Raw genomic sequence first — 22,352 nt, 5'->3', positions numbered from 1 at the left:
TAAATGCAATACTCATCAATAGTTTTTCATTCTAAAAATGACACTTTCATTGAATAAAATTAAGTTCTTTTATATGACATTTTCACTGACTATTGACAGATAATATATAAGATTTTCTCTCTATCATCTCATCAACCCTATTTAAATATTCTTTTAAGGACTTAACATTTGGTACCCTTTCTATTCTATCTTCCTTTGGGAAAAATATTTTAGATACTGCTCCCATACCTGCACCAATTACCGTTTCCTTCTCCTCCATCATCTTTATATTATAGATACATTCCTTTCCCTTTTTAGAATACCCTATATTCTCAAAATTTCCCACAATCTGCTTTTGTCTATATAGATAATAGGGGTTAAGGTCCATCTTTTCTGCAAAAACTTTGGTTTCATTAAGCATTTCTTCTATTATATTTTGATTCTCTATACGGTATTGATTCATAGTCCCTATGAATTTTGAACCCTTCTTTACGGATAATGTATGAACAGTTAAGTTTTCTGGATTCAAATCCTCTATACTATCCAATGTAGTCCTTACCTGTTTTATACCTTCAGAGGGAAGACCAATTATTAAATCCATATTTATAACATGAAAACCTATGTTACGAGCCTCATAATAGGTATTTATTATATCTTGGCTACTATGTTGTCTTCCTATTAATTTTAATGTACTATCGTTCATAGTTTGGGGATTTATACTAATCCTATCTATATCATTTCTTTTTAACATCCTTAACATTTCAACATTGATAGTATCTGGTCTTCCAGCCTCTACCGTTATTTCTTCTATATCCTTTCTATCAAAGTTATTATATATGCTATGAATTATTTTCTCTAAATCCTTTGACGAAATGGCACTAGGGGTTCCACCACCTATATATACAGTAGAAATAGTCTTATTCTTCATCAGTTCACCAATCCTATCGATTTCATAAACTAGCTTGTCTACATAAATATCTACAAAATCTCCATACTTTCCTATACTTAAAGAAGGAAAGGAACAATATAGACATCTTGTAGGACAGAAAGGAATGCTCACATATAGACTAAACCTATTATCATCTAGAGGATAAAGATATTTTCTCTGTTCCTTGCCTATATTTAATATTAGATTGGCCTTTTGATGAAATAGTTTGTATTCTTTAACTAATATATTTAAAATTTCTTCATCTCCTATTCCCTCATCTAAAAGGCTGTGAACAATTTTAACTGGTCTAATGCCAGTTAATATACCCCAAGGTGCTTTTATCCTAGATAAACTATTTAAACCTTCGTATATATTTTGTTTAATCCCAATCCTTATCTTCTTTTTAATATGGGATTTTTCCACTTTAATTTTTTCTATATTATCAATAGAGCCTTCATAAATTAAATTATTCTCCTCATAAATCCTTGTACTAGATTTAATTTCTCCATTAAAATCATCTAATCTATTTATTATTAAAATACCTTCCTTATAATCATCCAAATCCTCTATAAAAATTATTTCTTCATGGAAATAGAAAACTTTTATCAACTGATATACTTCATATTTAATATCATGGCCTATTAAATTCACATAAATCATATTTACTCCCCTTAATAATCATGGTAATATTCCTCAATCATCTTCTTTATATATTTTTTGGATATTCCAAATTCTTTTGATATTTCTTCTTTATCCAATCCCATCTCTATTAAATCATATATATCATGTAAATCTACACCTTTTCCCTTTCCTTTGGGGATAAGCTTAGATTTCTTATTCATTTAAGCCACCTCCTAGGGTATATCTTTCCCTAAAAGATGGCTTCTAATTCTATCACTTTATGAATGGATTAGATTCTTTCTCATTTTTTATCGTCGATGATGGACCATGTCCTGGATATACTTTTGTGTCATCAGGATAGACTATTATTCGTTCTTTTATAGAATTCATAATATCTTTAAAGGAACTGTTGGGAAAATCAGTTCTACCAATGGAACCTGCAAACAAAGTATCCCCAGTAAAAATACTATCACCTATCTTGATACTTATACCTCCAGGAGTATGTCCTGGTGTATGAATTATTTCAGCTATTAAATCCCCAAATTCAATCTCATCTCCATCTTCTAGCAAAATATCAGCTAAAGTCTCCACAGTTCCCATTGCCATCATACTTGAAAGATTGCTTCTCCCATCCTTTAACAAATATTCATCATCTTTGTGAATAGCCAATGGTGCATTGGTATAATCTTTTATTCCTTTGACACCAGCAATATGATCTCCATGACCATGGGTAAGGACTATATACTTAACATCTAATCCTAAATTTTTTATTTGAGCTATAATATCATCTTCATCTCCACCTGGGTCAATTACAATAGCTTCTTTACTATCTTCTGAATCAACTAAATAACAATTAGCAGCATAAATCCCTGCTGGTATCCTTACAACTTTCAAAATTATCCCTCCTAAAAAAGTTTTTTACTATCTATTAATATGGTCACAGGACCATCGTTTCTTAAAGCTACATCCATATATGCTCCAAAAATGCCTTTCTCCGTTTTTATACCCTTTTCTTTGCATTTTTCAACAAACTCATTATACATGTTTTCAGCTATATCTGGATGAGCTGAAGTAATAAAACTAGGCCTTTTTCCTTTTCTAACATCACCATATAATGTAAACTGAGATATGATTAAAATTTCTCCACCAATATCCATTAGGGATAGATTCATCTTTCCATTATCATCTTCAAAAATTCTCAAACCTAAAACTTTTTCTACCATATAATCTAAATCCTTATCATTATCCTCTTCACCTATACCAAGAAGGACAAGTAAACCTTTATCTATTTCTCCTACTATTTTCCCTTCAACTTTTACACTAGCTTCAGATACTCTTTGTACTACAGCTCTCATCTATATCTTCCTTTCCTTAACTAGTTACTCTATATACATCTATTACCCCATTTAACTTTTTAATCTTTACCATCAATTCCTTCAACTGATTGATATCCTTTATTTCTAAAATCATATTTATTAAAACAAACTTCTCTTTGTTAGTTCTAGCATTCAATGACAACAAAGACAACTCTCCATCGGTAATCCTTTGGGTAATTTCGGTAAGGAGCCCTGGTCTATCCGTTGCTTTAATCTGTATTTCAGCTGGATATTCAGCTTTCTCATCTGTATCCCAAAAAACATCTATAAATCTTTCCTTACCATCTATAAAAGATATATTAGGGCAATCCTTTCTATGGATAGATACTCCTCTACCCCTTGTAATATAACCTATTATTTCATCACCAGGTACTGGATTACAACATTTAGAGAACCTAACCTTAATATTATCTACCCCTTTAACGCTTATACCTTGAGTGAATTTTTTATCTTTCTTAGTAGTAGGTTGTTCTTTTATTTTACTTTCCACATAGGCCTTTTCATCTTCAATTTTATAGTGACTTCTGTGTAATTCCTTTAGCCTAGACATGACTTGAGATATAGTTATACTTCCATATCCTAATCCAGCATATAGATCATCTGAAGAGTTTAAACTCAATTTATTGGCAGTACTCTTTAACCAATCCTCTTTCAGTATTTCAGTGACTTTGTATCCTTGCCTTTTTATTTCCCTCTCTAGTATTTCCTTACCTTTGATTATATTTAAATCCCTATCCTCTCGCTTAAACCATTGTCGAATTTTATTTTTAGCTTGACTACTTTTAACAATTTTAAGCCAATCCCTACTAGGGCCATTACTACTTGCTGATGTAAGGATTTCAACTATATTCCCATTTTTTAGTTTATAGTCCAAAGGTACAATCCTTCCATCTACCTTAGCTCCAACACATTTATTTCCTACGTCTGTATGGACTCTATAAGCAAAATCTATAGGGGTAGAACCATTAGGCAAATTTATAACATCACCCCTAGGAGTAAATACAAAGACTTCATCTGTAAATATATCAATCTTTAAAGTCTCCATAAATTCTTTTGGATCCTTTAATTCCTTTTGCCATTCTAATAATTGTCTTAGCCAGGTCAATTTTTCGTCAAAGTTATCCGTTTTTACATTTCCTTCCTTGTACTTCCAATGGGCTGCAATACCATATTCAGCAGTCCTGTGCATATCCCAAGTTCTAATCTGTACTTCAAATATCTCCCCCTCAGGTCCAATTACCGTAGTATGGAGAGATTGATACATATTAGGTTTAGGCATAGCTATATAATCTTTAAATCTACCAGGAATAGGCTTCCACATAGTATGGACTATACCCAAAACCCCATAACAGTCCTTTATGGTATCTACAATAACCCTTATTGCAGTTAAATCAAATATCTGTTCAAAACTTTTATTTTGATATACCATCTTCTTATATATACTATAAAAACTCTTTGGTCTACCACTAATATCCCTAGGAATATCCATTTCATCTAGTCTTTCATTTATTTCATCTATAATCTTTTGGATATATGCTTCCCTTTCTTTTCTACGTTTAGATACCTTATCGACTAAATCGTAATAACCTTCTGGATCTAAATACCTAAGAGATAAATCCTCCAATTCCCATTTTATCTTAGACATTCCTAGCCTATGGGCTAATGGAGCATATATTTCTAAGGTCTCCAATGCTTTTTCTTTTTTCTTTTCTTCACTCATATATTCTAAAGTTCTCATATTATGAAGTCTATCAGCTAATTTAATTATTATCACCCTTATATCCTTAGCCATAGCCATTACCATTTTTCTTAAATTCTCTGCTTGACTTTCCTGTTTCGTCTTGTATTTCAATTTCTTTAATTTGGTAACTCCATCCACTAAATTAGCTACCTCTTCCCCAAATTCTTTAGATAAAGTTTCATAGTTCACACTGGTATCTTCCAATACATCATGAAGCAGACCTGCAACTATAGTTGTTCCATCCATGTTTAAATCGGCTAATATCATAGCCACATTAAAAGGATGAACAAAGTATACTTCGCCAGAATTTCTTAGCTGACCTTGATGAGAGTACTCTGCAAAATTATAAGCTTTGATTATTTTTTGCATATCTATATTGGGATTGTATTCTTCAATTTTAGATAATAAGTTATGAATCATAGCATTCACCTGCTCCACAAAATTTATAAGCCTAATATTGATTAAATTTTCAATTAATTTACAATAAATTTAACGATATAAACATATTATAGCAATTATATATCAAAATTAAAGTTTTTTCATCATAATTCTTTTAAAAATAGATTACCGATAATTTTGAATAATAACCTGTAAAGTTCTATTTCCCATATATTCATTAATATTAGGAGTATAAACAATATCCATTTTTATTTGATTATCTATACCCTTATACATCTTATCTATTTCATCTTTCCCAAACTTTTCTGTTAATTTATTTTCAAACTCATCTATATTACCAAAATAAAGTCCATCTATAGTATTGCCATTTTTTGTTAGTAGTAATAATTTAAGTACATTTTGATTTTTACCTAATATAAAACCTCTTTTTATGCTAATGTTTTTATCAGCAAATAAAGGTTTTGGATTGCCTTTACCAAAAGGTTCTAAAGCCTTTAATTCTTCAACTAGATTAAAACTAATATATTCTATAGGTAAATAGACATCAATATATACTTTTGGTAAAAGATCTTCTCCTGTTAAAGACGCTTGTCCGTTGAGTCTTTCTCTAAAATTATCTAAATTAGATTTATCTAAGGATAATCCAGCTGCCATAGGATGACCGCCAAACCCAACTAATAAATCCTTACATTTTGATATTTCTTCAAACATATTATACTCTTCTATAGACCTTCCAGAACCTTTTATTTTATTTTCATCCTTTGATTGAGTAAGAAGAATGGTAGGCCTATAATATATATCCTTTATCTTTCCAGCAATAATACCTACAATGCTCTCATGAGCCTCAGGTTCATACAAAACCAATACCTTTTGATCTATAAAATCTCCTGTTTCTATTTGATCAATAACCTTGTTTAAACCTTCTTCCGTCATTCCTTTTCTTTCTTCATTTAATCTATATAGTTCTTCCGCATATTGTTTTGCTAAGTCAGCCTCCTGAGTTAAAAACATTTCAACAGCTATTTCTGCACTGTCTAGTCTACCAGAAGCATTTATACTAGGACCTAGTACAAAACCTAAAGAATAGGTACTAATCTTTCTGCCTTCTAGACCGGTGGCTTTAATCAATGCTTTTAATCCAATGTTTTGGGTATTATTTATTCTTTTAAGGCCTTCCTTTACTATTATCCTATTTTCATCTATTAAATCTACCACATCACAAACAGTACCCATGGCAACAAACTCTAGTAGTTCATAGGATTCTTCTACATCTATACCAAACTCCTCATAAAGAACTTGAATAAATTTAAAAGCTACCCCTGCCCCGCATAAGGCTTTAAAAGGATAATTGCAATCAGGCCTTTTAGGGTTAATTATAGCATCAGCTTCCGGTAACACATACTCTTTTTCCCCTTTTTCACCTTCCACAAAACTTACATCATGATGATCTGTTACAACTACTATTATTCCTAAGTCCTTGGCTAGTTTTATAGCATCAAAAGCAGATATTCCATTATCACAAGTTATTATTAGATGTATTCCATCTTCTTTAGCCTCTCTAATAATTCTTTCATTTATGCCATATCCATCTCTAACCCTATGGGGTATAACATAGTCTACATTTCCTCCACATCTTTTAATTCCATTATATAGAGTAAGTATTGCTGAGTTTCCATCCTGATCATAATCTCCAGAAATTCTTATCTTTTTACCATCCATTATACTTTTTTTCACTAAGCTTACTCCAAGTTCTATATCCTTCATCAACCTTGGATTATGAAGTTTTTTTAAACTTGGATATATAAAACTATCTATCAATCTTAAATCTTTAATATTTCTGTTGGTTATTATTTTAGCTAATAATTTACTTATTCCTAATTTTTTTGAGATAAAATCTAAATCCACTTTTACATTCCTTAAAAACCATCTTTCCAAAATGAATTCACTCCAATTTTTCTGTCGTTTATGCAGAGAATTAATCCCCACTGTCTAATTCTTCTTCACTTTCATCTACATATGTATTATCATCAATAGTTTTTTCTTTTAATGCCTTGATTTCTTTTTCTTTCTCTTCCAATAATAGATTTAAATCATCTTTTTCTTCTATAATACCTTTGATTTTTTTGTTTAATTCCTTAATCTCTTTTTTAAATTTAATATGTTTCATAGTAGTTAAAATAGACACGGTAACAGCTCCCAAAATTGCAGAAGCAAATATTACAATAGCTTGGGAAATTTCTACTTCTGCAAATAGAAAGTCAATCAATACCCTGTCCCCATTTTTTAGAGCAAATACAGCTACTATTGCTGCAAATATCAATGAAAAAATAAATCCCTTTTCCATAGATGACCCTCCTCATCAATATATTTAATTCTATATTACAGGATTTTTACCCATAAATAAAGAATAAAATACATAAAACTGCCAGGATGGCAGTTTTATGCTTTTTTAGTTTTAAAGCTTTCTCTTTTTTTAAGAGCGTACCATATTGGGCTTGCAATAAATAAAGATGAATAGGTTCCAGAAATAATACCAAAGATTAAAGGCAAAGCCAGTACCTTTACATCTTCAACTCCAACTATATATAGAATTGCTACAGCAGCTAAAGTGGTTATAGATGTATTTATTGTCCTTGTCAATGATTTCTTTACACTATCGTTAATTAAATCTTCAAGGCTATGCCTTGGATTTAACTTTGTTTCCTCTCTAATTCTATCAAAAATGACTATAGTGTCATTGATGGAATATCCAAGAATAGTCAAAATCGCAGCAATAAAAGCATTATTTGCTGGTATTCCAAATATGGCATAAATTGATAGAGTTATTAATACATCATGAATCAAAGCAATAATTGCAGCTATAGCGAATTTTAATTCAAATCTCCAGGTTATATATACTAACATTCCCACAGCAGCAATAAAAGAGGATAATAAAGCCTTTTTCTTTATCTCATCCCCCATAGTAGCCACAAATTTTTCCGATTGAAATTCCTTTTTTTCCATATGGAATTTTTCCGTAAATCTATCAATAATTTCATTGATTTCAGCATTATCGAAATCCTTGTTACTTTTAATTATGATTTCATCCTTATTATTTCCTACATGGACAATACTTGCATTTTTATCGTATTCATTCATAATCTCTCTTATTTCATCAACGGTTACCATCTTCCCAATTTTAATCTGGATAGAGGTACCGCCTGTAAAATCTATTCCATAATTAAGTCCCTTGGTTACTATCATAATCAATCCTACTATAATAATAGCTAAAGAGATACCATAAAATATCTTTCTATTACCGATTATATTCATATTCTCACCCCTTAGACCCCATACAATTTTGTATTCTTAGTATTTGAAATTTCAACTGTTAATTTCAACAAATATTTAGTAATAAATACTGATGTTATCATAGATGCAATAATCCCTAATATCAATGTAACTCCAAATCCTTTAATAGGTCCTATTCCAAAATAATATAGAACAAAACCTGCTATCAAAGTAGTTATATTGGAGTCTAAAACAGAAGTTAAAGCTCTCTTAAATCCATGGTCAATTGAAGCTCTAATGGATTTCCCATTCTTTATCTCTTCTTTTATCCTTTCAAATATCAATACATTAGCATCTACTGCCATACCAATAGACAGTATAAGTCCTGCAATACCTGGCAAAGTTAATTTTACACCTAAAAATTTCATAGCATAAATTACAATCAAAACATAAATAGTAAGTCCAATATCAGCTACCAATCCAGGTACTCTATACAATATTAACATGAATATAAATATGAACAATATTGCAATACCACCTGCTTTAATACTTCTTTCAAAAGCCTCTAATCCTAGAGTAGGACCAATAATCCTTGATTGTAACGCCTTCATCTCCACAGGGAGAGCACCAGCTCTAATTAAATTTGCTAGATTATTAGCTTCTTCTATGGTGAATTCACCTGAAATAACGCCTCTACCATCCTTAATAGGTTCTCCTACTTCAGGAGCGGATATTATCTCCCCATCTAACATTATATAGATGATTCTTTCTCCTACATTTTCCTTACCTGCCAATTCTGTAGTTGCATCAGCAAATTTCTTCGAACCCTCTTTGTCAAACTCTAAAGCTACTACTGGTTTATCTCCAAATTCAGTTTGCTGGTACCTAGCTTCTGAGTTTTTAACATTCTTTCCCGTTAAAACTTCATTTCCCTTTGGATCTATAAATTGTAATTGGGCGGTCTTACCAATAATATCTATAGCTTCCTGAGGATTATCAATACCTGCCAATTCCACCCGAATTCTCTTATTGCTTTCCTTTACAATGCTAGGTTCTGCTACTCCCAAACCATCTACTCTCTTATTTATAACCATAATGGTTTGGTCCATAGCTTTTTGGAGTTCTGCTCCCTGTAAATCCGTATCAGCCTCCAAGATAACATATACACCGCCAGCTAAATCTAAGCCTAAATCAATGGAATCCTTTGCTTTTGTAACCTTCATCTTCCCAATTTCTATACCGTATAATGCAGTATAAGAAGCCAAACCTACTATAGCAATAATTAGTATAAAAAGTAGGGCTTTTTTCATATTCATTACCATTACCTCCCATGCCAAAATTAGGTATTAAACTTTATTCTATTCCTGTAAATTCGCTAAAATGGAAATTGCACATTCTATTCTCTTCTTCTCCATTTCACAACCAATTTTATAGGGTTTCATTATATCATTATTGGTATTATAAGCGTTAGCATGACAACCACCACTACAATAGAATCTAGCCCAACAATGGCTACATTCCTCTTTATTGAAAACATTGGCTCTCCTAAATTCTTTCCTAAGTCCCATATTCTTAACCCCATTAAATACATCACCTAATTTAAACCTCTCATCACCAACAAATTGATGGCAAGGATATAAATCCCCATCTGGAGTTACAGCCATATACTCGGACCCTGCTCCACAGCCTACAGCCCGTTTTACCAAACAAGGACCTTGATTTAAATCTATCATAAAATGGAAAAAAAGAAAATCCTTGTCCTTCTTTTTGATTTCAATATACTCCTTTGAAAATTCTTCATATTCCTTTAGGACAGTTTCTATATGTTCTTCCCCTAGAGCATAATCCATATCTGGTGTTGTAACCACAGGTTCTATGGATATTTTTTTAAAACCATTATTATAGAAATCTAGTGCATCTTTTGAAAAATCTAAATTATAACTAGTAAAGGTTCCTCTAATATAATAGTCCTTGTCCCCTCTTTTATTGACCATATTCTTGAATTTAGGCAATATAATATCATAACTTCCCTTACCAGATACAGTTTGTCTCATATTATCGTTTATCTCTTTTCTACCATCTAAACTTAACACCACATTATCCATATGCTCATTTATAAAATCTATTTTGTCCTCATCTAATAGTACTCCGTTGGTTGTTATAGTAAATCTAAAATGTTTATTATTATCCTTCTCCAGTTGTCTACCATAGTAAACAAGCTCCTTCACTAAATCAAAATTCATCAATGGTTCTCCACCAAAGAAGTCCACCTCTAAATTTCTCCTATTCCCGGAATTTTCTATTAAAAATTCCAATGCTCTTTTCCCTACATTTAGATTCATTAAAGACCTGTCCCCTTTAAAATCCCCTTGAGAAGCAAAACAGTAATTACATCTTAAATTACAATCATGGGCTACATGTAAGCATAGGGCTTTTATTACATTGTCCTCATTATACTTAATATTCATTATATTGGGTTCCTCAGAATAGAGCATCCCCTCTTCTTCCAGTATCTGGATTTCTTTATAGGCTTCAGATATGGCTTCCTCATCATATTTCTCTTTTAATATTTCAATAATTTCATCTAAAGTATTTTTCTCATAATAATCCAATATATTATAGACCATATAATCAACTAAATGAACTGCACCACTATTAATATCCAATACAATATTTTTATCATTTAAAATAAATTTATGAATTCTTTCACTGTTGGCCATGATAATCCTCCTAAACATCAATTCCTTTTAAATTAAAAAGGAGTGGTTAAAACCACTGCCTTTATAGTTTATCTATTCTCGCATTTTTGGTTTCCTACCGTACATGAGGTCTTACAGGCTGATTGACAAGAAGTTTGACATTCTCCACAACCGCCTTTTACCAAAGTATCCCTTAAATTACTCTTAGATATAGTCTTAATATACTTCATTCAAAACCCTCCTTTATGCAGCCTAATACTTAAATGATTATATCATAAAAATATAATTAATTAAAGTTTATTTTATGTTCACCCCTATAATGCCACCAATAATTCCAGTTGTCAAGGCTATGAAAAATTTGCTAATGGAATATATATCCAGCATGAAGGGCTTGATAAATAGATAGTTCAATAATATCAATATAATAAAGTATAACCCTCCTATTATCCCTCCATTTAGCCATCCATTCTCTTCCACCTTAATAGCCATGTAGATGCTTCCAATGGTAATGCTAAAGATCATAATCATCGTATTCAGCAAAGGTATTTTTGACTCTTTAAGCGATGTATAGGTAAGTAATGTAGACACTATTAACACTAAGATTAAAGTTAAAACAAAAGAAATAGCCAGACTTTTTAAAATATAAATCCCTCTGTCTAAGGATTTCTCCTTCATAACTCCACCTCCCTTATTACTTTAAACTTATTAAAATAAGGTGGAATTTATTACTAATAGACAATAGTTTATCAAAAATATTGAATTAAAATTAAATAAAAAACTTCCTTAAAAAAAGGAAGCTTTTCTATTATTTTTCTTCGCCATTTTCTTTTACTTCTTGCTTGTTTACAGTTGAGCCTATGGCCCATCTAGTCAAATCCATTTTAGTCTTATTGGCACCTACCTCTATGGTTACCATATCATCTTTTAATTTAACAATTTTTCCATAGATGCCGCCAATGGTAATGACTTCATCCCCAACTCTAAGACTTTCTCTCATTTCCCTAATTTGTTTTTCCCTTTTCTTTTGAGGTCTAATTGCAAAAACATAAAAAATAACCAAAAAAGCTATAGGGATAATAAAACCTCCTAAACTTGCTCCTCCTGCTCCTCCTGCATTTGCTGCTGCCATAAAACATCCTCCTTTTCATCTTTATTCTCTTTATTAGTATTCAACAAAAAAATCAAAAACCCTTCTTTATTTAATTAATATATCCATATTTTTTATAAAATTCTTCTCTATATTCTAATAATCTATCTTCTTTAATGGCTTTACGTATATTCTCCATTAGTTTTATGAGGAAGTATAGATTATGGATTGTAGCAAGTCTTGCACCTAATATTTCATTTACATTGAATAGATGTCTAATATAGGCTCTTGAATAATTAGTACAAGTATAACAATCACATTCAGGATCTAATTTTGTAAAGTCTTTAGAATACTTAGCATTTCTAATGGTCAACCTTCCTTGGCTAGTCATAACTGCACCATTTCTTGCAATCCTAGTTGGCAATACACAGTCTGCCATATCAATTCCCCTAATTACCGCCTCAAACAAATAATCAGGAGTTCCTACTCCCATTAGATACCTAGGCTTTTCTTTAGGTAAAAGAGGTGTAATAAAATCTAGCATTTCACACATCAAATCTTTAGGTTCTCCTACACTTAATCCACCTATAGCATATCCAGGAAAACCTATCTTAATAGTATCTTCAACACTTTTTTCCCTTAAATCCTTATACATCCCACCTTGTATTATACCAAATAAAGCTTGCTTTTCCCAGTCCTTATGATAATCTTTACATCTTTTTGCCCATCTTGTGGTCCTTTCCATAGATTTTTTTGTATACTCATAAGATGCTGGATAGGGAGTACATTCGTCAAAAGCCATCATTATATCAGAACCTAGGGAATTTTGTATCTCTATGGATTTTTCTGGGCTTATAAAATGGGTAGAGCCATCTATATGGGACCTAAACTCTACGCCTTCTTCAGTAATCCTTCGTAAATCACCTAGACTAAATACCTGAAAACCACCACTATCCGTTAAAATTGGTCCATTCCAATTCATAAATTTATGCAATCCACCTGCTTCTTCTATAAGCTCATGGCCAGGTCTTAAATAAAGATGATAAGTATTGCTCAATATTATCTGTGCTCCTAAATCCCTTACTTCTTCAGGAGTCATTGTCTTTACTGTTGCCTTAGTACCAACAGGCATAAAAATTGGAGTTTCTATAGTTCCATGGGGAGTCTTTAATTCCCCTAATCTTGCTAAACTGTCCTTTGATTCCTTTATTAATTTAAATTCTGCTGCCATTCTAACCTCCTAATTACTTAATAAACATTGCATCTCCAAAGCTAAAAAATCTATACCTATTATCTATAGCATGTCTATATGCCATAAATATATTATCTTTTCCAGCCAAAGCGCTTACCAACATCAACAAGGTGGACTCAGGTAAGTGGAAATTGGTTATAAGTCCATCAATAATTTTAAAATCATATCCAGGATAAATAAAAATATCCGTCCAACCCTTCTGAGGTAATACTTCTCCTTCTTTACTGGCAATGGATTCTAAAGTCCTAGTAGTAGTAGTTCCTACTGCTATTATCCTTCCCCCACTCTTTTTAGCCCTATTTATCATTTCAGCTGCCTCTTTTGAAACCTCATAGTATTCTGAATGCATATGATGTTCTTCGATATTCTCCACCTTCACTGGCCTAAAGGTGCCTAAACCAACATGAAGGGTCAAATAGGCTATATTAACCCCTTTTCCCTCTATCTCATTCAATAAATCCTTAGTAAAATGTAAACCTGCAGTAGGAGCTGCAGCTGAACCCTCATATTTTGAGTAAACCGTCTGGTATCTTTCCTTATCTTCCAGTTTCTCTTTAATATAGGGTGGTAAAGGCATTTCTCCTAATTCATCCAGTATCTCTTCAAATATTCCATTATAAGAAAATTTGACCTTTCTAGTTCCATCCTTTTCAATATCCAAAACATCAGCCATTAATAAGCCATTTCCAAAGACTATCCTATTGGAGGGTTTGACTTTTTTCCCTGGCCTTACAAGGGTTTCCCATATATCCTTTTCAATTCTTCTAAGCAATAAGAATTCAATCTTTTCATCTTTTCCCTCTCTCCCACCAAATAGTCTAGCAGGTATTACTTTGGTATCATTTAATACTAGACAATCTCCTGGGTTTAAATAGTTAATAATATCTTTAAATATTCTATCCTCTATTTTGCCAGTCCCTTTATCCAAAAGGAGTAACTTGGATTCTTTCCTATCCTTTATGGGATGTTGGGCAATTAATTCCTCTGGTAAATCATAGTAAAAATCTTCTGTTTTCATTAGACCATCCTCTACTATTCTGTTATTGTTATTTCTACTCCATTATAGTAATGTTTCAATATATCTTCATAAGAATATCCTGATTCTGCCATTCTCTGAGCACCCCACTGGCTCATCCCTACACCGTGGCCATAACCTTTTCCTTCAATAATAAAGCTGCTATTATCTGATATATCTACAGCTCTATCCCTATTAATAAATCTACTGGTTAATCCTCTAGTAGAACTTGGCTTAAAACTGCCGTCTATTACATGAACAGAATTCATATGGATTAATTTAGGTTTATCGCTATTACCATCTATTGCATAGAAACTGGTAACAACTCCTCCACTATCCCCTTTCTGAATGGTAAACCAAGTACTCTTAAGTTCGGTGGTACCAAATATTAACCTAATTTGGCTATTCATTAAAACCTTTTCACCTAAAGTACCAATTATTTTCAATTGGGTTACCCGTCCATTTGAAGAAGTTTCGATTATTTCTATATCTATTACATCCCCAATATTCATACCATTATTCTTAAGGCTACTGCTAATCTCTTCAGCTGTTAATTGTAAACTCCAATTACTGTTGGGAGCATCCATAGAGTATCTATCATCAACTGAGATTAAATAAGGATGATTATTACCCCAAGCTTCTAAGGAACCTTCTGTAAGGCCTCCACTATTAGCATGGTATAAAGCATCAATAACATCTCCATTATAAGTAATAATCATTCCTTTAGTTTCATCTACAGCTCTATTGGTTTTTTCTTGTTCACCATCCATACCTCCATAAACCTGACAATGGGTGGTATCACAAAGGTCATAACCTTCATTATTATGTTTGTTAATATTCTTTAAAGCATAGGTTCTTGCAGCTATAGCTTGAGCTTTCAATGCCTCCATTTCGAAGGAAGTTGGCATTTCTCTAGGGACTACTCCATATAGATAGTTGTCTATATCTACATAATTAATGAGGATTAAATTACCATTTACTATTTTAAAACTCATATAATCCCTATAGGTCTTATCCTCTACTTTAATATTTTTATCATATTCATCCTTAGAAGATATAATTAAATCATCTTCATGGTTATAGGAGAATAATAAATTGTCATCTATATCTAATATGTAAATTTCTCCCTCTTCCTTTATAGTAACTTTAATATTATCCACTTCAATGGATTCTATATACTCCATTAAATTATCTCTACTATATATAAAAAAGCCTTCTTCACTATGTAGATTGACAACTTCACTGGATTTTATAGGGCTTGTCAGTCTAATCCTTAAAAAATTATTTTCCAACGGATTAGCATAAATATAATGATTTGGAAATATGAATCCAAAAATCATTATCATCAATATCATAAGAACAAAAATTCTTCTCATCTTATTGTCCCCCTTATCTTTTGAATAAATTCAACAATAGAGTCAATATTATACTAATAATTATACTGGATACAATGGGAAAGAAAAAAGTAAAATTTCCCTTTTGAATAAAAATATCTCCAGGCAATTTCCCCAATCCAAATTTTTCTCCCACCATAAAAACAACGCCAATAACAACCAACACTATACCTATAGTTAAAAATATCCTACCAAAGGGTGCCATAATATCACTCCTACTCTTCATTATAAGGTATTCTAAAGTGATTATAAACCTTTTTAGAAACAGTTCTTCCTCTTGGTGTTCTATTGAGAAAACCAATTTGCAATAGATAGGGTTCATAAACATCCTCGATGGTAGTCCTTTCCTCACCAGTAGCAGCTGATAAGGTATCTAGTCCAACAGGTCCACCTTTAAAGTTTTCTATCATGGTCAATAGAATCTTCCTATCTATTTCATCTAATCCAAGTCTATCAATTTCTAGCATCTCTAAACCTTTTTTGGCAACCTCCCAAGTGATAACACCATCCTCCATTACCTGAGCATAGTCCCTCACCCTTTTTAAAAGCCTATTGGCAATCCTAGGGGTGCCCCTAGACCTTTTTGCAATTTCCATTGCTCCTTCATCATCAATTTTAATATTTAATATATTGGAGGAGCGTTTAACTATTCTTTGCAAACTATAATCATCATATAAATCCAAATTTAACATTACTCCAAATCTATCCCTTAAAGGAGAAGTAAGTAAACCCGCCCTAGTAGTAGCACCAATTAATGTGAATTTAGATAAATCCAACCTTACAGACCTAGCACTAGGACCTTTACCAATGATAATGTCTAAAGCATAGTCCTCCATAGCAGGATAGAGTATTTCCTCCACCGTTCTATTTAGCCTGTGTATTTCGTCAATAAACAATACATCTTCTTCGCCTAAATTGGTCAATATACTGGCCAAATCCCCAGGTCTCTCAATAGCTGGTCCTGATGTAATCCTTGCACTAACCCCCATCTCATTGGCAATAATATTTGCTAAAGTAGTCTTTCCTAGTCCTGGAGGTCCATAAAGAAGTACATGGTCTAAAGGTTCCTTCCTTTCCTTAGCTGCTTGAATAAATATCCTCAATTTCTCCTTAACCTTCTCTTGACCAATATATTCTTCCAGCCATTTAGGTCTTAAATTCATTTCGTTTTCTCTATCCTCTACCTGGACAGAACCGGAAACTATTCTTTCATCCATATTATTCATAAATCAATACCTCACCTCATTATTTTGAAAGCCTTTTTAAAACTTCTCTTATTATATCCTCCGTAACCATATTACTGGTATCCATTTTTTTAATGACTTTAAGTACTTCATTTCTAGAATACCCTAAAGACATTATACCATTTATAGCTATTTCCACCTCGTTATTGTCCTTTATTATAGGTTCTTCGTCTATTATATCCTCTTTATCAATTCTATCCTTTAATTCCAATATAATTCTTGAAGCTGTTTTTTTGCCTACCCCTGGTGCATTACATAGAATGTTGGAATCATTCTTCAAAATAGCCAATTTAATTTGATTTACCGTTAAAGTAGATAAAATATTTAACCCCACCTTAGGCCCTACCTTAGAGACTAATAATAGTAGATTAAACATATTCAGCTCTTCTTCAGTAGTAAAACCATATAGGAATATACCATCCTCCCTAAGATTAAAATAGATATACATAATAGTTTTATCATCAACCTTTAAATCCATTAATGAATTCTTAGAAGTGTATATCCTATAACCTATACCATTATTATCTACAACAATATAATCTTCCTTAACACCTACAACCTTACCAGTTATGTAATCATACAAAAATATCACCCTTTATTATTTCATTATAAACATATCTTTAAAATTTAAGCAGCTACTATGACATATAGCTACTGCCAAAGCATCCGCTGCATCATCAGGTTTTGGTATCTCCTTTAAATTTAATAATAGTTTCACCATTTCCTGTACCTGTTTTTTGTCTGCCCTTCCATAGCCAACAACAGATTGTTTTATCTGTAATGGAGTATATTCATAGACTTCTAGCCCTTTATTGATTGCAGAAAGTATCTGAACTCCTCTAGCTTGTCCCACTTGAATTGCAGTTTTTACGTTTTTATTGAAAAATAACTCCTCTATAGCAAAATCCTCTGGATTATATTTATCAATTAACATTGTAAGATTATCATATATTATTTTTAACCTTTCAGGAAATGAATTTTTAGAACCAGTCCTAATAGTTCCATAATCCAATACCCTATACCTATTTCCTTTATATTCAATAACTCCAAACCCTACTATAGCTAATCCTGGGTCAATACCGAGTATAATCATAAATCTCACCTTTCAAATTAAAACCATAATATATATTATATTATCATATTTTAATAAAAAAACTAAGTTAGAATTCTAACTTAGTTTTTAGCTGATAAAATTCTCTAATACATCCGATAGTTCTTCTTCACTATCTACCCTAATTCCTTCTATTAATTTTTCTTGGTCTATTTTTTTTAAAAGGGATATAGGATAATCTTTAAAGACCCTATCTAAAACTTTTTCTCCATCTTCATCAATTCCATAAATTGCAATCTTTCCTTCCGATTCACCAATTATGTAATGGTTTGGGCAAATATGATTCCTTTCCTCTCTTAAAACTATCCGATTAATGGAAAAGGATATTATTTTTACATTTGGGAAATTTTCCTCCATATAGTCCCTATATTGATTTTCCGTCATATTGACTATTTGATTATCTAATTCATTTAACTTTGTTATATTATGATTACAGGTTTTGTAATAAGTTTTCTTCTCTATATAAACATTAGGTGAAATCCTTTCATCTTCCTTTATTATTTCTAAATCCAAAGGGTCATCACTTATTATTAAAGGTTCCTTGTTGTTATTTGGGCTCATCATCTTATAGCCATAGATAAAACTAACAAAGAAAAGGGTTGCACAAAAGAAAAATATTAGGATTGCATTTTGCTTTTTCATAAATATCCCTCCAGTACTATCTAAAGGGATATTTTTCCCATTTTATAATATTTTATACATTTTATACTATTTAGAAATTTATCCTACTTTAAACCCGGCTTTTTTGATTTTTTCTACTAGTTTAGTTACATCCTTTGTATTAACACGGATTATTACTCTATATACATCTAAAATCTTTGCATCTACTGCAGCAAAATTTATTATATTAACATTCTCTTTCCTAATAACTTCTGCTAACTTTGCCAATTGTCCAGGAATATCCAGCATATCTACAACCAATCTAGTCCCTTTCTCCAAACCGAATATTTCAGAAAAAGCATTGAAAATTGAGTTATGAGTTAGTATACCAACAAAATTATTCCTAATATCAAATACTGGTAGAAAAGGAGTTCTCCATTCCTTTAGAAGATAGGAAGCATTCTCTACATATTCATTTTCATTGATAGATTTATAATTTGTACTATATAAATCTTCAACTTTGGTATTCTTCAAATACTCATCCCTATCACTACCATTTGTTTCAAAATAATTTCTAAAAATAACTTCTTTCATCAAATAGCCTTTAAATTGATTTCCGTCTAAAACAGGTAGAGATAAAAAATCCCCTTGGTTTATTTTTTCCAAAGCAGAACCAATACTCTCACCTAATTCCAAAGTTGTCAGCTTATCCTTTGGTAGCATATGATTCTTGACATACATTTAAATACCCCCCATTTATTTTTTATTTTATAAATACCTATTAAGAACCCTATCATTTACACCGAACCAACTAGCTTCTTTATACATATTAATAGTATTCTTCCTTATGATTTTTACTATCAGTTTATGCAGACTATGGAGTTCTTTTGCCGATAGTAAAGCTTCTTCTCCTATATTGGGTTTATTTAAATTGTATTCTATTTTAAGCTGTTTATCAATAAACATATTTAAATTATATATCTTTCCCTTAATAACTTTTTCACAATAAGTATGAATAAAATTATCTAAATAATTGGTTTCCTCATTTACTCTATCTATATCTTCCCAAAAATCCCTTTTTAATTTCTTTATCTCCTCTAAGGATATATTATAATGGAATAGATAATTTTTCCCATATAATTCTTCTATGGGAATATTTTCAATGGTTTTATCCTCAAGTATATTTACCCATTTATTGCTATAATAACCCTTTTTATATCCTTCTAAATACAAAGTCAATTCCAACCTATCGATATCTTCATGGATTAACATAGCAATATTATTAGAGATAAGTTGTCTATCTTTCCTAGGAAACAAAAGCCTTCTTACTCTCTTCCTTATTTCCTTTGTACATATGTACTTTGGGGAAATATTAGTCATCTTGGTTTCCAAATCATATAAATTCAGGAGGATATGTATTGAGTTTATGTCGCCATTATAAAGAAAATTATATCGTAAACCATCATAGATTTGCCAAAGATTAGCCTTTGCTAAAACCAAATTCATCCCTCCCCTTAGCAATTGTTTCCACATTTTGGAGTATTAAACCAATTATTTATATTTTTTTCGCCCGACAGTATATTATATTATACTACAAAAACTGCCTTTATTGTTTTGTTTTCTTCGACAATATAATAAAAAAGGAGAAACCACAAAAAATCTAGAAGAAAAAAAGCATTGATATGCGATCAATGCTATCCTTAAGCAATTATACATACTTTAGTACCAATTTTTAATTTATTGATTCCGTCAATATGGATAATATTGTATCATAATCTAAATCACTAGAAAATATATAGGTTCCTACTCTAAGCTTTCCCTCTGCTCCTTTATCTTTAGCAAATTTGTGAAATTGTTCTGCATCATCAATTATACCTGCTTCTTCTAAGCCCTTGGATATCATCCCCAATGTATCTCCCTTTTCTACAACAAATTCAATTTCCTCTTGTTCCTCTAAAACACTATCTTTCCTTGGAGTAGTATTGATATTTTCTTTTAAAAAAACCATACCTAAATCTGTAGCCTTTGCTGCTATTTCTTCCTCTGTATACTCTTTATATATATAATTAGGATTTAGAGTGTAAAGAATACTTGTGAATATAATACCTATTCCTATTCCTAATAATAAAAATGGTAATCTATATCTATTAAACATCCTCATACTCCTTATTCCTTTTATTCTATTTTACATCAATTTTATATTAAAGTAAAAATATATCTTCCATTTCACATTCTTCAATTATATTATCAGTCCATATGGATGCTTGAACTTCACCAATATGCTTCTTCTCTAGAAAATACATACATATTCTTGACTGACCAATTCCTCCACCTATAGTAAGGGGTAGTTTGCCCTCTAATAGCATTTTGTGATAGGTTAGTTTCTTTCTTTCCTCTGCCCCAGCAATTTTCAATTGTTCTTCTAAGGATTTTTCATCTACCCTAATACCCATACTGGATAACTCTAGAGCTTCTCCTAATACAGGGTTCCAAAACAAAATATCACCATTTAATTCCCAGTCATCATAATCAGGAGACCTTCCATCATGAGGATTTCCAGATTTCAGCTTCCCTCCAATTTGCATTAAAAACACAGCTTTATGCTCCTTACAAATCAAATGCTCTCTATCCTTTGGACTTTTATCTGGATATTTATCCTCTAATTCTTGAGTCGTAATAAATTTAATCCTTTCGGGTAATTTATTTTCCAAAAAAGGATATATGCTATTGATTTTTTTCTCAGTTCTTTTAAATACTTGGTATATGGCTTCAACTGTTTTCTTTAGGTATTCTTCATTCCTATCTTCCTTAGATATGACCTTTTCCCAATCCCATTGGTCCACATAGATTGAATGGATATTGTCTAATATTTCATCTGGTCTTATTGCATCCATATCCGCATATATGCCTTCCCCAATTTTAAAACCATATCTTTTTAATGCCATCCTCTTCCATTTTGCTAAGGATTGAACTATTTCTATCTCTTCATTATATTTTCTCATATTGAAAGATACTGCCTTCTCCACACCACTTAAATTATCATTTAGACCTGATTCTGGTCTGACGAAGAGAGGAGCAGATACCCTTATTAAATTCAATTTTTTAGCTAATTCCCTTTCGAAAAAATCCTTAATAATTTTTATTCCAATTTGAGTTCCTTTAACATTAAGTTTCCTCATTTCATTTCCTCCTTTATTTATCCAAATAAAAAAACCTTCCATCCTAAAAGGACGAAAGGTATTCTTCCGCGGTACCACCTTAATTAGCAAAAGGCTCAGCTCAAACCAGTACAGAACAAATCGATACTGTATAGTATATATAACGGACTATACCCGTCTAAGCCTACTCTTTGCCATAAACAAATTTCAGTTAGAAGCTTGAGGATGTTCTTCATCATTAATTCCATGCTGGATTTCCACCTAGTACCAACTCTCTGTAACTTCCTTAATGACTACTCTTCCCTTCTTTGCTTGTATTCCATATATTAATAATTGATTATATTCTATTTTCTAATTCATGTCAATAGATTTATTCTTTTTTATATGATTATTCTATGATAATGTCATATTAAATTCATTCTGATAAAATGTCATATATGAGAGAGGAGATATTTAATATGACTCAAAAAGAAATAAC

The 22,352-nt window shown here is 31.5% G+C and carries 25 protein-coding genes and 1 other annotated feature; all 25 genes read right to left on the bottom strand.

Annotated features, from left to right (window positions below; genetic code table 11):
* Positions 1 to 82: 82 nt before the first annotated feature.
* Positions 83 to 1,567 (bottom strand): coproporphyrinogen dehydrogenase HemZ, encoded by a 1,485-nt coding sequence (gene hemZ, locus C3E90_RS08570; protein ID WP_236915223.1) that lies wholly within the window; start codon positions 1,565 to 1,567, stop codon positions 83 to 85.
* Positions 1,568 to 1,578: 11 nt separating this feature from the next.
* On the bottom strand, positions 1,579 to 1,749 hold the full coding sequence (locus C3E90_RS08565) for a hypothetical protein (RefSeq protein ID WP_236915222.1): 171 nt from the start codon (positions 1,747 to 1,749) through the stop codon (positions 1,579 to 1,581).
* A gap of 52 nt (positions 1,750 to 1,801) precedes the next feature.
* A complete protein-coding gene (locus C3E90_RS08560) occupies positions 1,802 to 2,422 on the bottom strand; it encodes an MBL fold metallo-hydrolase (protein WP_236915221.1) in 621 nt (206 codons plus the stop codon).
* An 11-nt stretch (positions 2,423 to 2,433) separates the two neighbouring features.
* Positions 2,434 to 2,883, bottom strand: coding sequence for a D-aminoacyl-tRNA deacylase (gene dtd / locus C3E90_RS08555; protein ID WP_236915220.1), 450 nt, complete (start codon positions 2,881 to 2,883; stop codon positions 2,434 to 2,436).
* A gap of 16 nt (positions 2,884 to 2,899) precedes the next feature.
* Complete coding sequence (locus tag C3E90_RS08550) at positions 2,900 to 5,065, bottom strand: RelA/SpoT family protein (RefSeq protein WP_236915219.1); 2,166 nt, start codon at positions 5,063 to 5,065, stop codon at positions 2,900 to 2,902.
* Between the two features lie 144 nt (positions 5,066 to 5,209).
* Positions 5,210 to 6,982, bottom strand: coding sequence for a single-stranded-DNA-specific exonuclease RecJ (gene recJ, locus C3E90_RS08545; RefSeq protein WP_236915225.1), 1,773 nt, complete (start codon positions 6,980 to 6,982; stop codon positions 5,210 to 5,212).
* Between the two features lie 37 nt (positions 6,983 to 7,019).
* Complete coding sequence (locus C3E90_RS08540; RefSeq protein ID WP_236915218.1) at positions 7,020 to 7,388, bottom strand: LapA family protein; 369 nt, start codon at positions 7,386 to 7,388, stop codon at positions 7,020 to 7,022.
* Between the two features lie 95 nt (positions 7,389 to 7,483).
* A complete protein-coding gene (secF, locus tag C3E90_RS08535; RefSeq protein ID WP_236915217.1) occupies positions 7,484 to 8,356 on the bottom strand; it encodes a protein translocase subunit SecF in 873 nt (290 codons plus the stop codon).
* Between the two features lie 11 nt (positions 8,357 to 8,367).
* The gene (gene secD / locus C3E90_RS08530) at positions 8,368 to 9,630 is read right to left on the bottom strand and encodes a protein translocase subunit SecD (protein ID WP_236915216.1); all 1,263 of its coding nucleotides are present in this window, start codon (positions 9,628 to 9,630) and stop codon (positions 8,368 to 8,370) included.
* A gap of 42 nt (positions 9,631 to 9,672) precedes the next feature.
* Positions 9,673 to 11,034, bottom strand: coding sequence for a thioether cross-link-forming SCIFF peptide maturase (gene scfB, locus C3E90_RS08525; RefSeq protein WP_236915215.1), 1,362 nt, complete (start codon positions 11,032 to 11,034; stop codon positions 9,673 to 9,675).
* Between the two features lie 68 nt (positions 11,035 to 11,102).
* Entirely contained in the window at positions 11,103 to 11,243 is a 141-nt protein-coding gene (gene scfA / locus C3E90_RS08520) for a six-cysteine ranthipeptide SCIFF (protein ID WP_236915214.1), read from the bottom strand.
* 67 nt (positions 11,244 to 11,310) lie between these two features.
* Positions 11,311 to 11,688 carry a TIGR04086 family membrane protein gene (locus C3E90_RS08515; RefSeq protein ID WP_236915213.1) on the bottom strand — a complete coding sequence of 126 codons (378 nt, stop codon included), beginning with the start codon at positions 11,686 to 11,688 and terminating at the stop codon, positions 11,311 to 11,313.
* A 130-nt stretch (positions 11,689 to 11,818) separates the two neighbouring features.
* Positions 11,819 to 12,142: a preprotein translocase subunit YajC gene (gene yajC / locus C3E90_RS08510; protein WP_236915212.1), complete on the bottom strand. Its 324-nt coding sequence runs from the start codon at positions 12,140 to 12,142 to the stop codon at positions 11,819 to 11,821.
* Positions 12,143 to 12,212: 70 nt separating this feature from the next.
* Positions 12,213 to 13,331: a tRNA guanosine(34) transglycosylase Tgt gene (tgt, locus tag C3E90_RS08505; protein WP_236915211.1), complete on the bottom strand. Its 1,119-nt coding sequence runs from the start codon at positions 13,329 to 13,331 to the stop codon at positions 12,213 to 12,215.
* A gap of 13 nt (positions 13,332 to 13,344) precedes the next feature.
* Entirely contained in the window at positions 13,345 to 14,370 is a 1,026-nt protein-coding gene (gene queA, locus C3E90_RS08500; RefSeq protein ID WP_236915210.1) for a tRNA preQ1(34) S-adenosylmethionine ribosyltransferase-isomerase QueA, read from the bottom strand.
* 14 nt (positions 14,371 to 14,384) lie between these two features.
* The gene (locus C3E90_RS08495; RefSeq protein ID WP_236915209.1) at positions 14,385 to 15,743 is read right to left on the bottom strand and encodes a SpoIID/LytB domain-containing protein; all 1,359 of its coding nucleotides are present in this window, start codon (positions 15,741 to 15,743) and stop codon (positions 14,385 to 14,387) included.
* A 13-nt stretch (positions 15,744 to 15,756) separates the two neighbouring features.
* Complete coding sequence (locus C3E90_RS08490) at positions 15,757 to 15,966, bottom strand: DUF2905 domain-containing protein (protein WP_236915208.1); 210 nt, start codon at positions 15,964 to 15,966, stop codon at positions 15,757 to 15,759.
* Between the two features lie 10 nt (positions 15,967 to 15,976).
* On the bottom strand, positions 15,977 to 16,978 hold the full coding sequence (gene ruvB, locus C3E90_RS08485; protein WP_236915224.1) for a Holliday junction branch migration DNA helicase RuvB: 1,002 nt from the start codon (positions 16,976 to 16,978) through the stop codon (positions 15,977 to 15,979).
* A 28-nt stretch (positions 16,979 to 17,006) separates the two neighbouring features.
* The gene (ruvA, locus tag C3E90_RS08480) at positions 17,007 to 17,588 is read right to left on the bottom strand and encodes a Holliday junction branch migration protein RuvA (protein WP_236915207.1); all 582 of its coding nucleotides are present in this window, start codon (positions 17,586 to 17,588) and stop codon (positions 17,007 to 17,009) included.
* A 15-nt stretch (positions 17,589 to 17,603) separates the two neighbouring features.
* The gene (gene ruvC / locus C3E90_RS08475; protein WP_236915206.1) at positions 17,604 to 18,098 is read right to left on the bottom strand and encodes a crossover junction endodeoxyribonuclease RuvC; all 495 of its coding nucleotides are present in this window, start codon (positions 18,096 to 18,098) and stop codon (positions 17,604 to 17,606) included.
* 87 nt (positions 18,099 to 18,185) lie between these two features.
* Positions 18,186 to 18,758: a BofC C-terminal domain-containing protein gene (locus C3E90_RS08470; protein WP_236915205.1), complete on the bottom strand. Its 573-nt coding sequence runs from the start codon at positions 18,756 to 18,758 to the stop codon at positions 18,186 to 18,188.
* A gap of 78 nt (positions 18,759 to 18,836) precedes the next feature.
* The gene (locus tag C3E90_RS08465; RefSeq protein ID WP_236915204.1) at positions 18,837 to 19,457 is read right to left on the bottom strand and encodes a CBS domain-containing protein; all 621 of its coding nucleotides are present in this window, start codon (positions 19,455 to 19,457) and stop codon (positions 18,837 to 18,839) included.
* A gap of 27 nt (positions 19,458 to 19,484) precedes the next feature.
* Positions 19,485 to 20,216, bottom strand: a complete 732-nt coding sequence (locus C3E90_RS08460; RefSeq protein WP_236915203.1) for a hypothetical protein — start codon at positions 20,214 to 20,216, stop codon at positions 19,485 to 19,487.
* A 232-nt stretch (positions 20,217 to 20,448) separates the two neighbouring features.
* Positions 20,449 to 20,871 (bottom strand): endolytic transglycosylase MltG, encoded by a 423-nt coding sequence (locus C3E90_RS08455; protein ID WP_236915202.1) that lies wholly within the window; start codon positions 20,869 to 20,871, stop codon positions 20,449 to 20,451.
* A 46-nt stretch (positions 20,872 to 20,917) separates the two neighbouring features.
* Positions 20,918 to 21,895, bottom strand: a complete 978-nt coding sequence (asnA, locus tag C3E90_RS08450) for an aspartate--ammonia ligase (protein WP_236915201.1) — start codon at positions 21,893 to 21,895, stop codon at positions 20,918 to 20,920.
* Between the two features lie 44 nt (positions 21,896 to 21,939).
* Positions 21,940 to 22,192 (bottom strand) — a binding site (T-box leader).
* Between the last annotated feature and the right edge of the window lie 160 nt (positions 22,193 to 22,352).

This window comes from Clostridium sp. Cult2 (assembly GCF_021655075.1).
Lineage (GTDB): Bacteria > Bacillota > Clostridia > Tissierellales > Tepidimicrobiaceae > Schnuerera.
Note: the sequence above shows the minus strand (reverse complement) of the source record. Positions and strands in the feature narration are given on the sequence as shown.

Excerpts from the sequence above, each read along its gene's own strand:
- C3E90_RS08495 (WP_236915209.1), bottom strand. The coding sequence starts at position 15,743 with ATGAGAAGAATTTTTGTTCTTATGATATTGATGATAATGATTTTTGGA.
- C3E90_RS08565 (WP_236915222.1), bottom strand. The coding sequence starts at position 1,749 with ATGAATAAGAAATCTAAGCTTATCCCCAAAGGAAAGGGAAAAGGTGTA.
- ruvB (WP_236915224.1), bottom strand. The coding sequence starts at position 16,978 with ATGGATGAAAGAATAGTTTCCGGTTCTGTCCAGGTAGAGGATAGAGAA.
- secF (WP_236915217.1), bottom strand. The coding sequence starts at position 8,356 with ATGAATATAATCGGTAATAGAAAGATATTTTATGGTATCTCTTTAGCT.
- scfA (WP_236915214.1), bottom strand. The coding sequence starts at position 11,243 with ATGAAGTATATTAAGACTATATCTAAGAGTAATTTAAGGGATACTTTG.
- tgt (WP_236915211.1), bottom strand. The coding sequence starts at position 13,331 with ATGGCAGCAGAATTTAAATTAATAAAGGAATCAAAGGACAGTTTAGCA.
- C3E90_RS08540 (WP_236915218.1), bottom strand. The coding sequence starts at position 7,388 with ATGGAAAAGGGATTTATTTTTTCATTGATATTTGCAGCAATAGTAGCT.
- C3E90_RS08455 (WP_236915202.1), bottom strand. The coding sequence starts at position 20,871 with ATGTTTAATAGATATAGATTACCATTTTTATTATTAGGAATAGGAATA.
- C3E90_RS08490 (WP_236915208.1), bottom strand. The coding sequence starts at position 15,966 with ATGGCACCCTTTGGTAGGATATTTTTAACTATAGGTATAGTGTTGGTT.
- hemZ (WP_236915223.1), bottom strand. The coding sequence starts at position 1,567 with ATGATTTATGTGAATTTAATAGGCCATGATATTAAATATGAAGTATAT.
- ruvC (WP_236915206.1), bottom strand. The coding sequence starts at position 18,098 with ATGATTATACTCGGTATTGACCCAGGATTAGCTATAGTAGGGTTTGGA.
- scfB (WP_236915215.1), bottom strand. The coding sequence starts at position 11,034 with ATGGCCAACAGTGAAAGAATTCATAAATTTATTTTAAATGATAAAAAT.
- C3E90_RS08515 (WP_236915213.1), bottom strand. The coding sequence starts at position 11,688 with ATGAAGGAGAAATCCTTAGACAGAGGGATTTATATTTTAAAAAGTCTG.
- dtd (WP_236915220.1), bottom strand. The coding sequence starts at position 2,883 with ATGAGAGCTGTAGTACAAAGAGTATCTGAAGCTAGTGTAAAAGTTGAA.
- C3E90_RS08465 (WP_236915204.1), bottom strand. The coding sequence starts at position 19,457 with ATGTATGTCAAGAATCATATGCTACCAAAGGATAAGCTGACAACTTTG.
- secD (WP_236915216.1), bottom strand. The coding sequence starts at position 9,630 with ATGAATATGAAAAAAGCCCTACTTTTTATACTAATTATTGCTATAGTA.
- C3E90_RS08550 (WP_236915219.1), bottom strand. The coding sequence starts at position 5,065 with ATGATTCATAACTTATTATCTAAAATTGAAGAATACAATCCCAATATA.
- C3E90_RS08470 (WP_236915205.1), bottom strand. The coding sequence starts at position 18,758 with ATGAAAAAGCAAAATGCAATCCTAATATTTTTCTTTTGTGCAACCCTT.
- asnA (WP_236915201.1), bottom strand. The coding sequence starts at position 21,895 with ATGAGGAAACTTAATGTTAAAGGAACTCAAATTGGAATAAAAATTATT.
- queA (WP_236915210.1), bottom strand. The coding sequence starts at position 14,370 with ATGAAAACAGAAGATTTTTACTATGATTTACCAGAGGAATTAATTGCC.
- yajC (WP_236915212.1), bottom strand. The coding sequence starts at position 12,142 with ATGGCAGCAGCAAATGCAGGAGGAGCAGGAGGAGCAAGTTTAGGAGGT.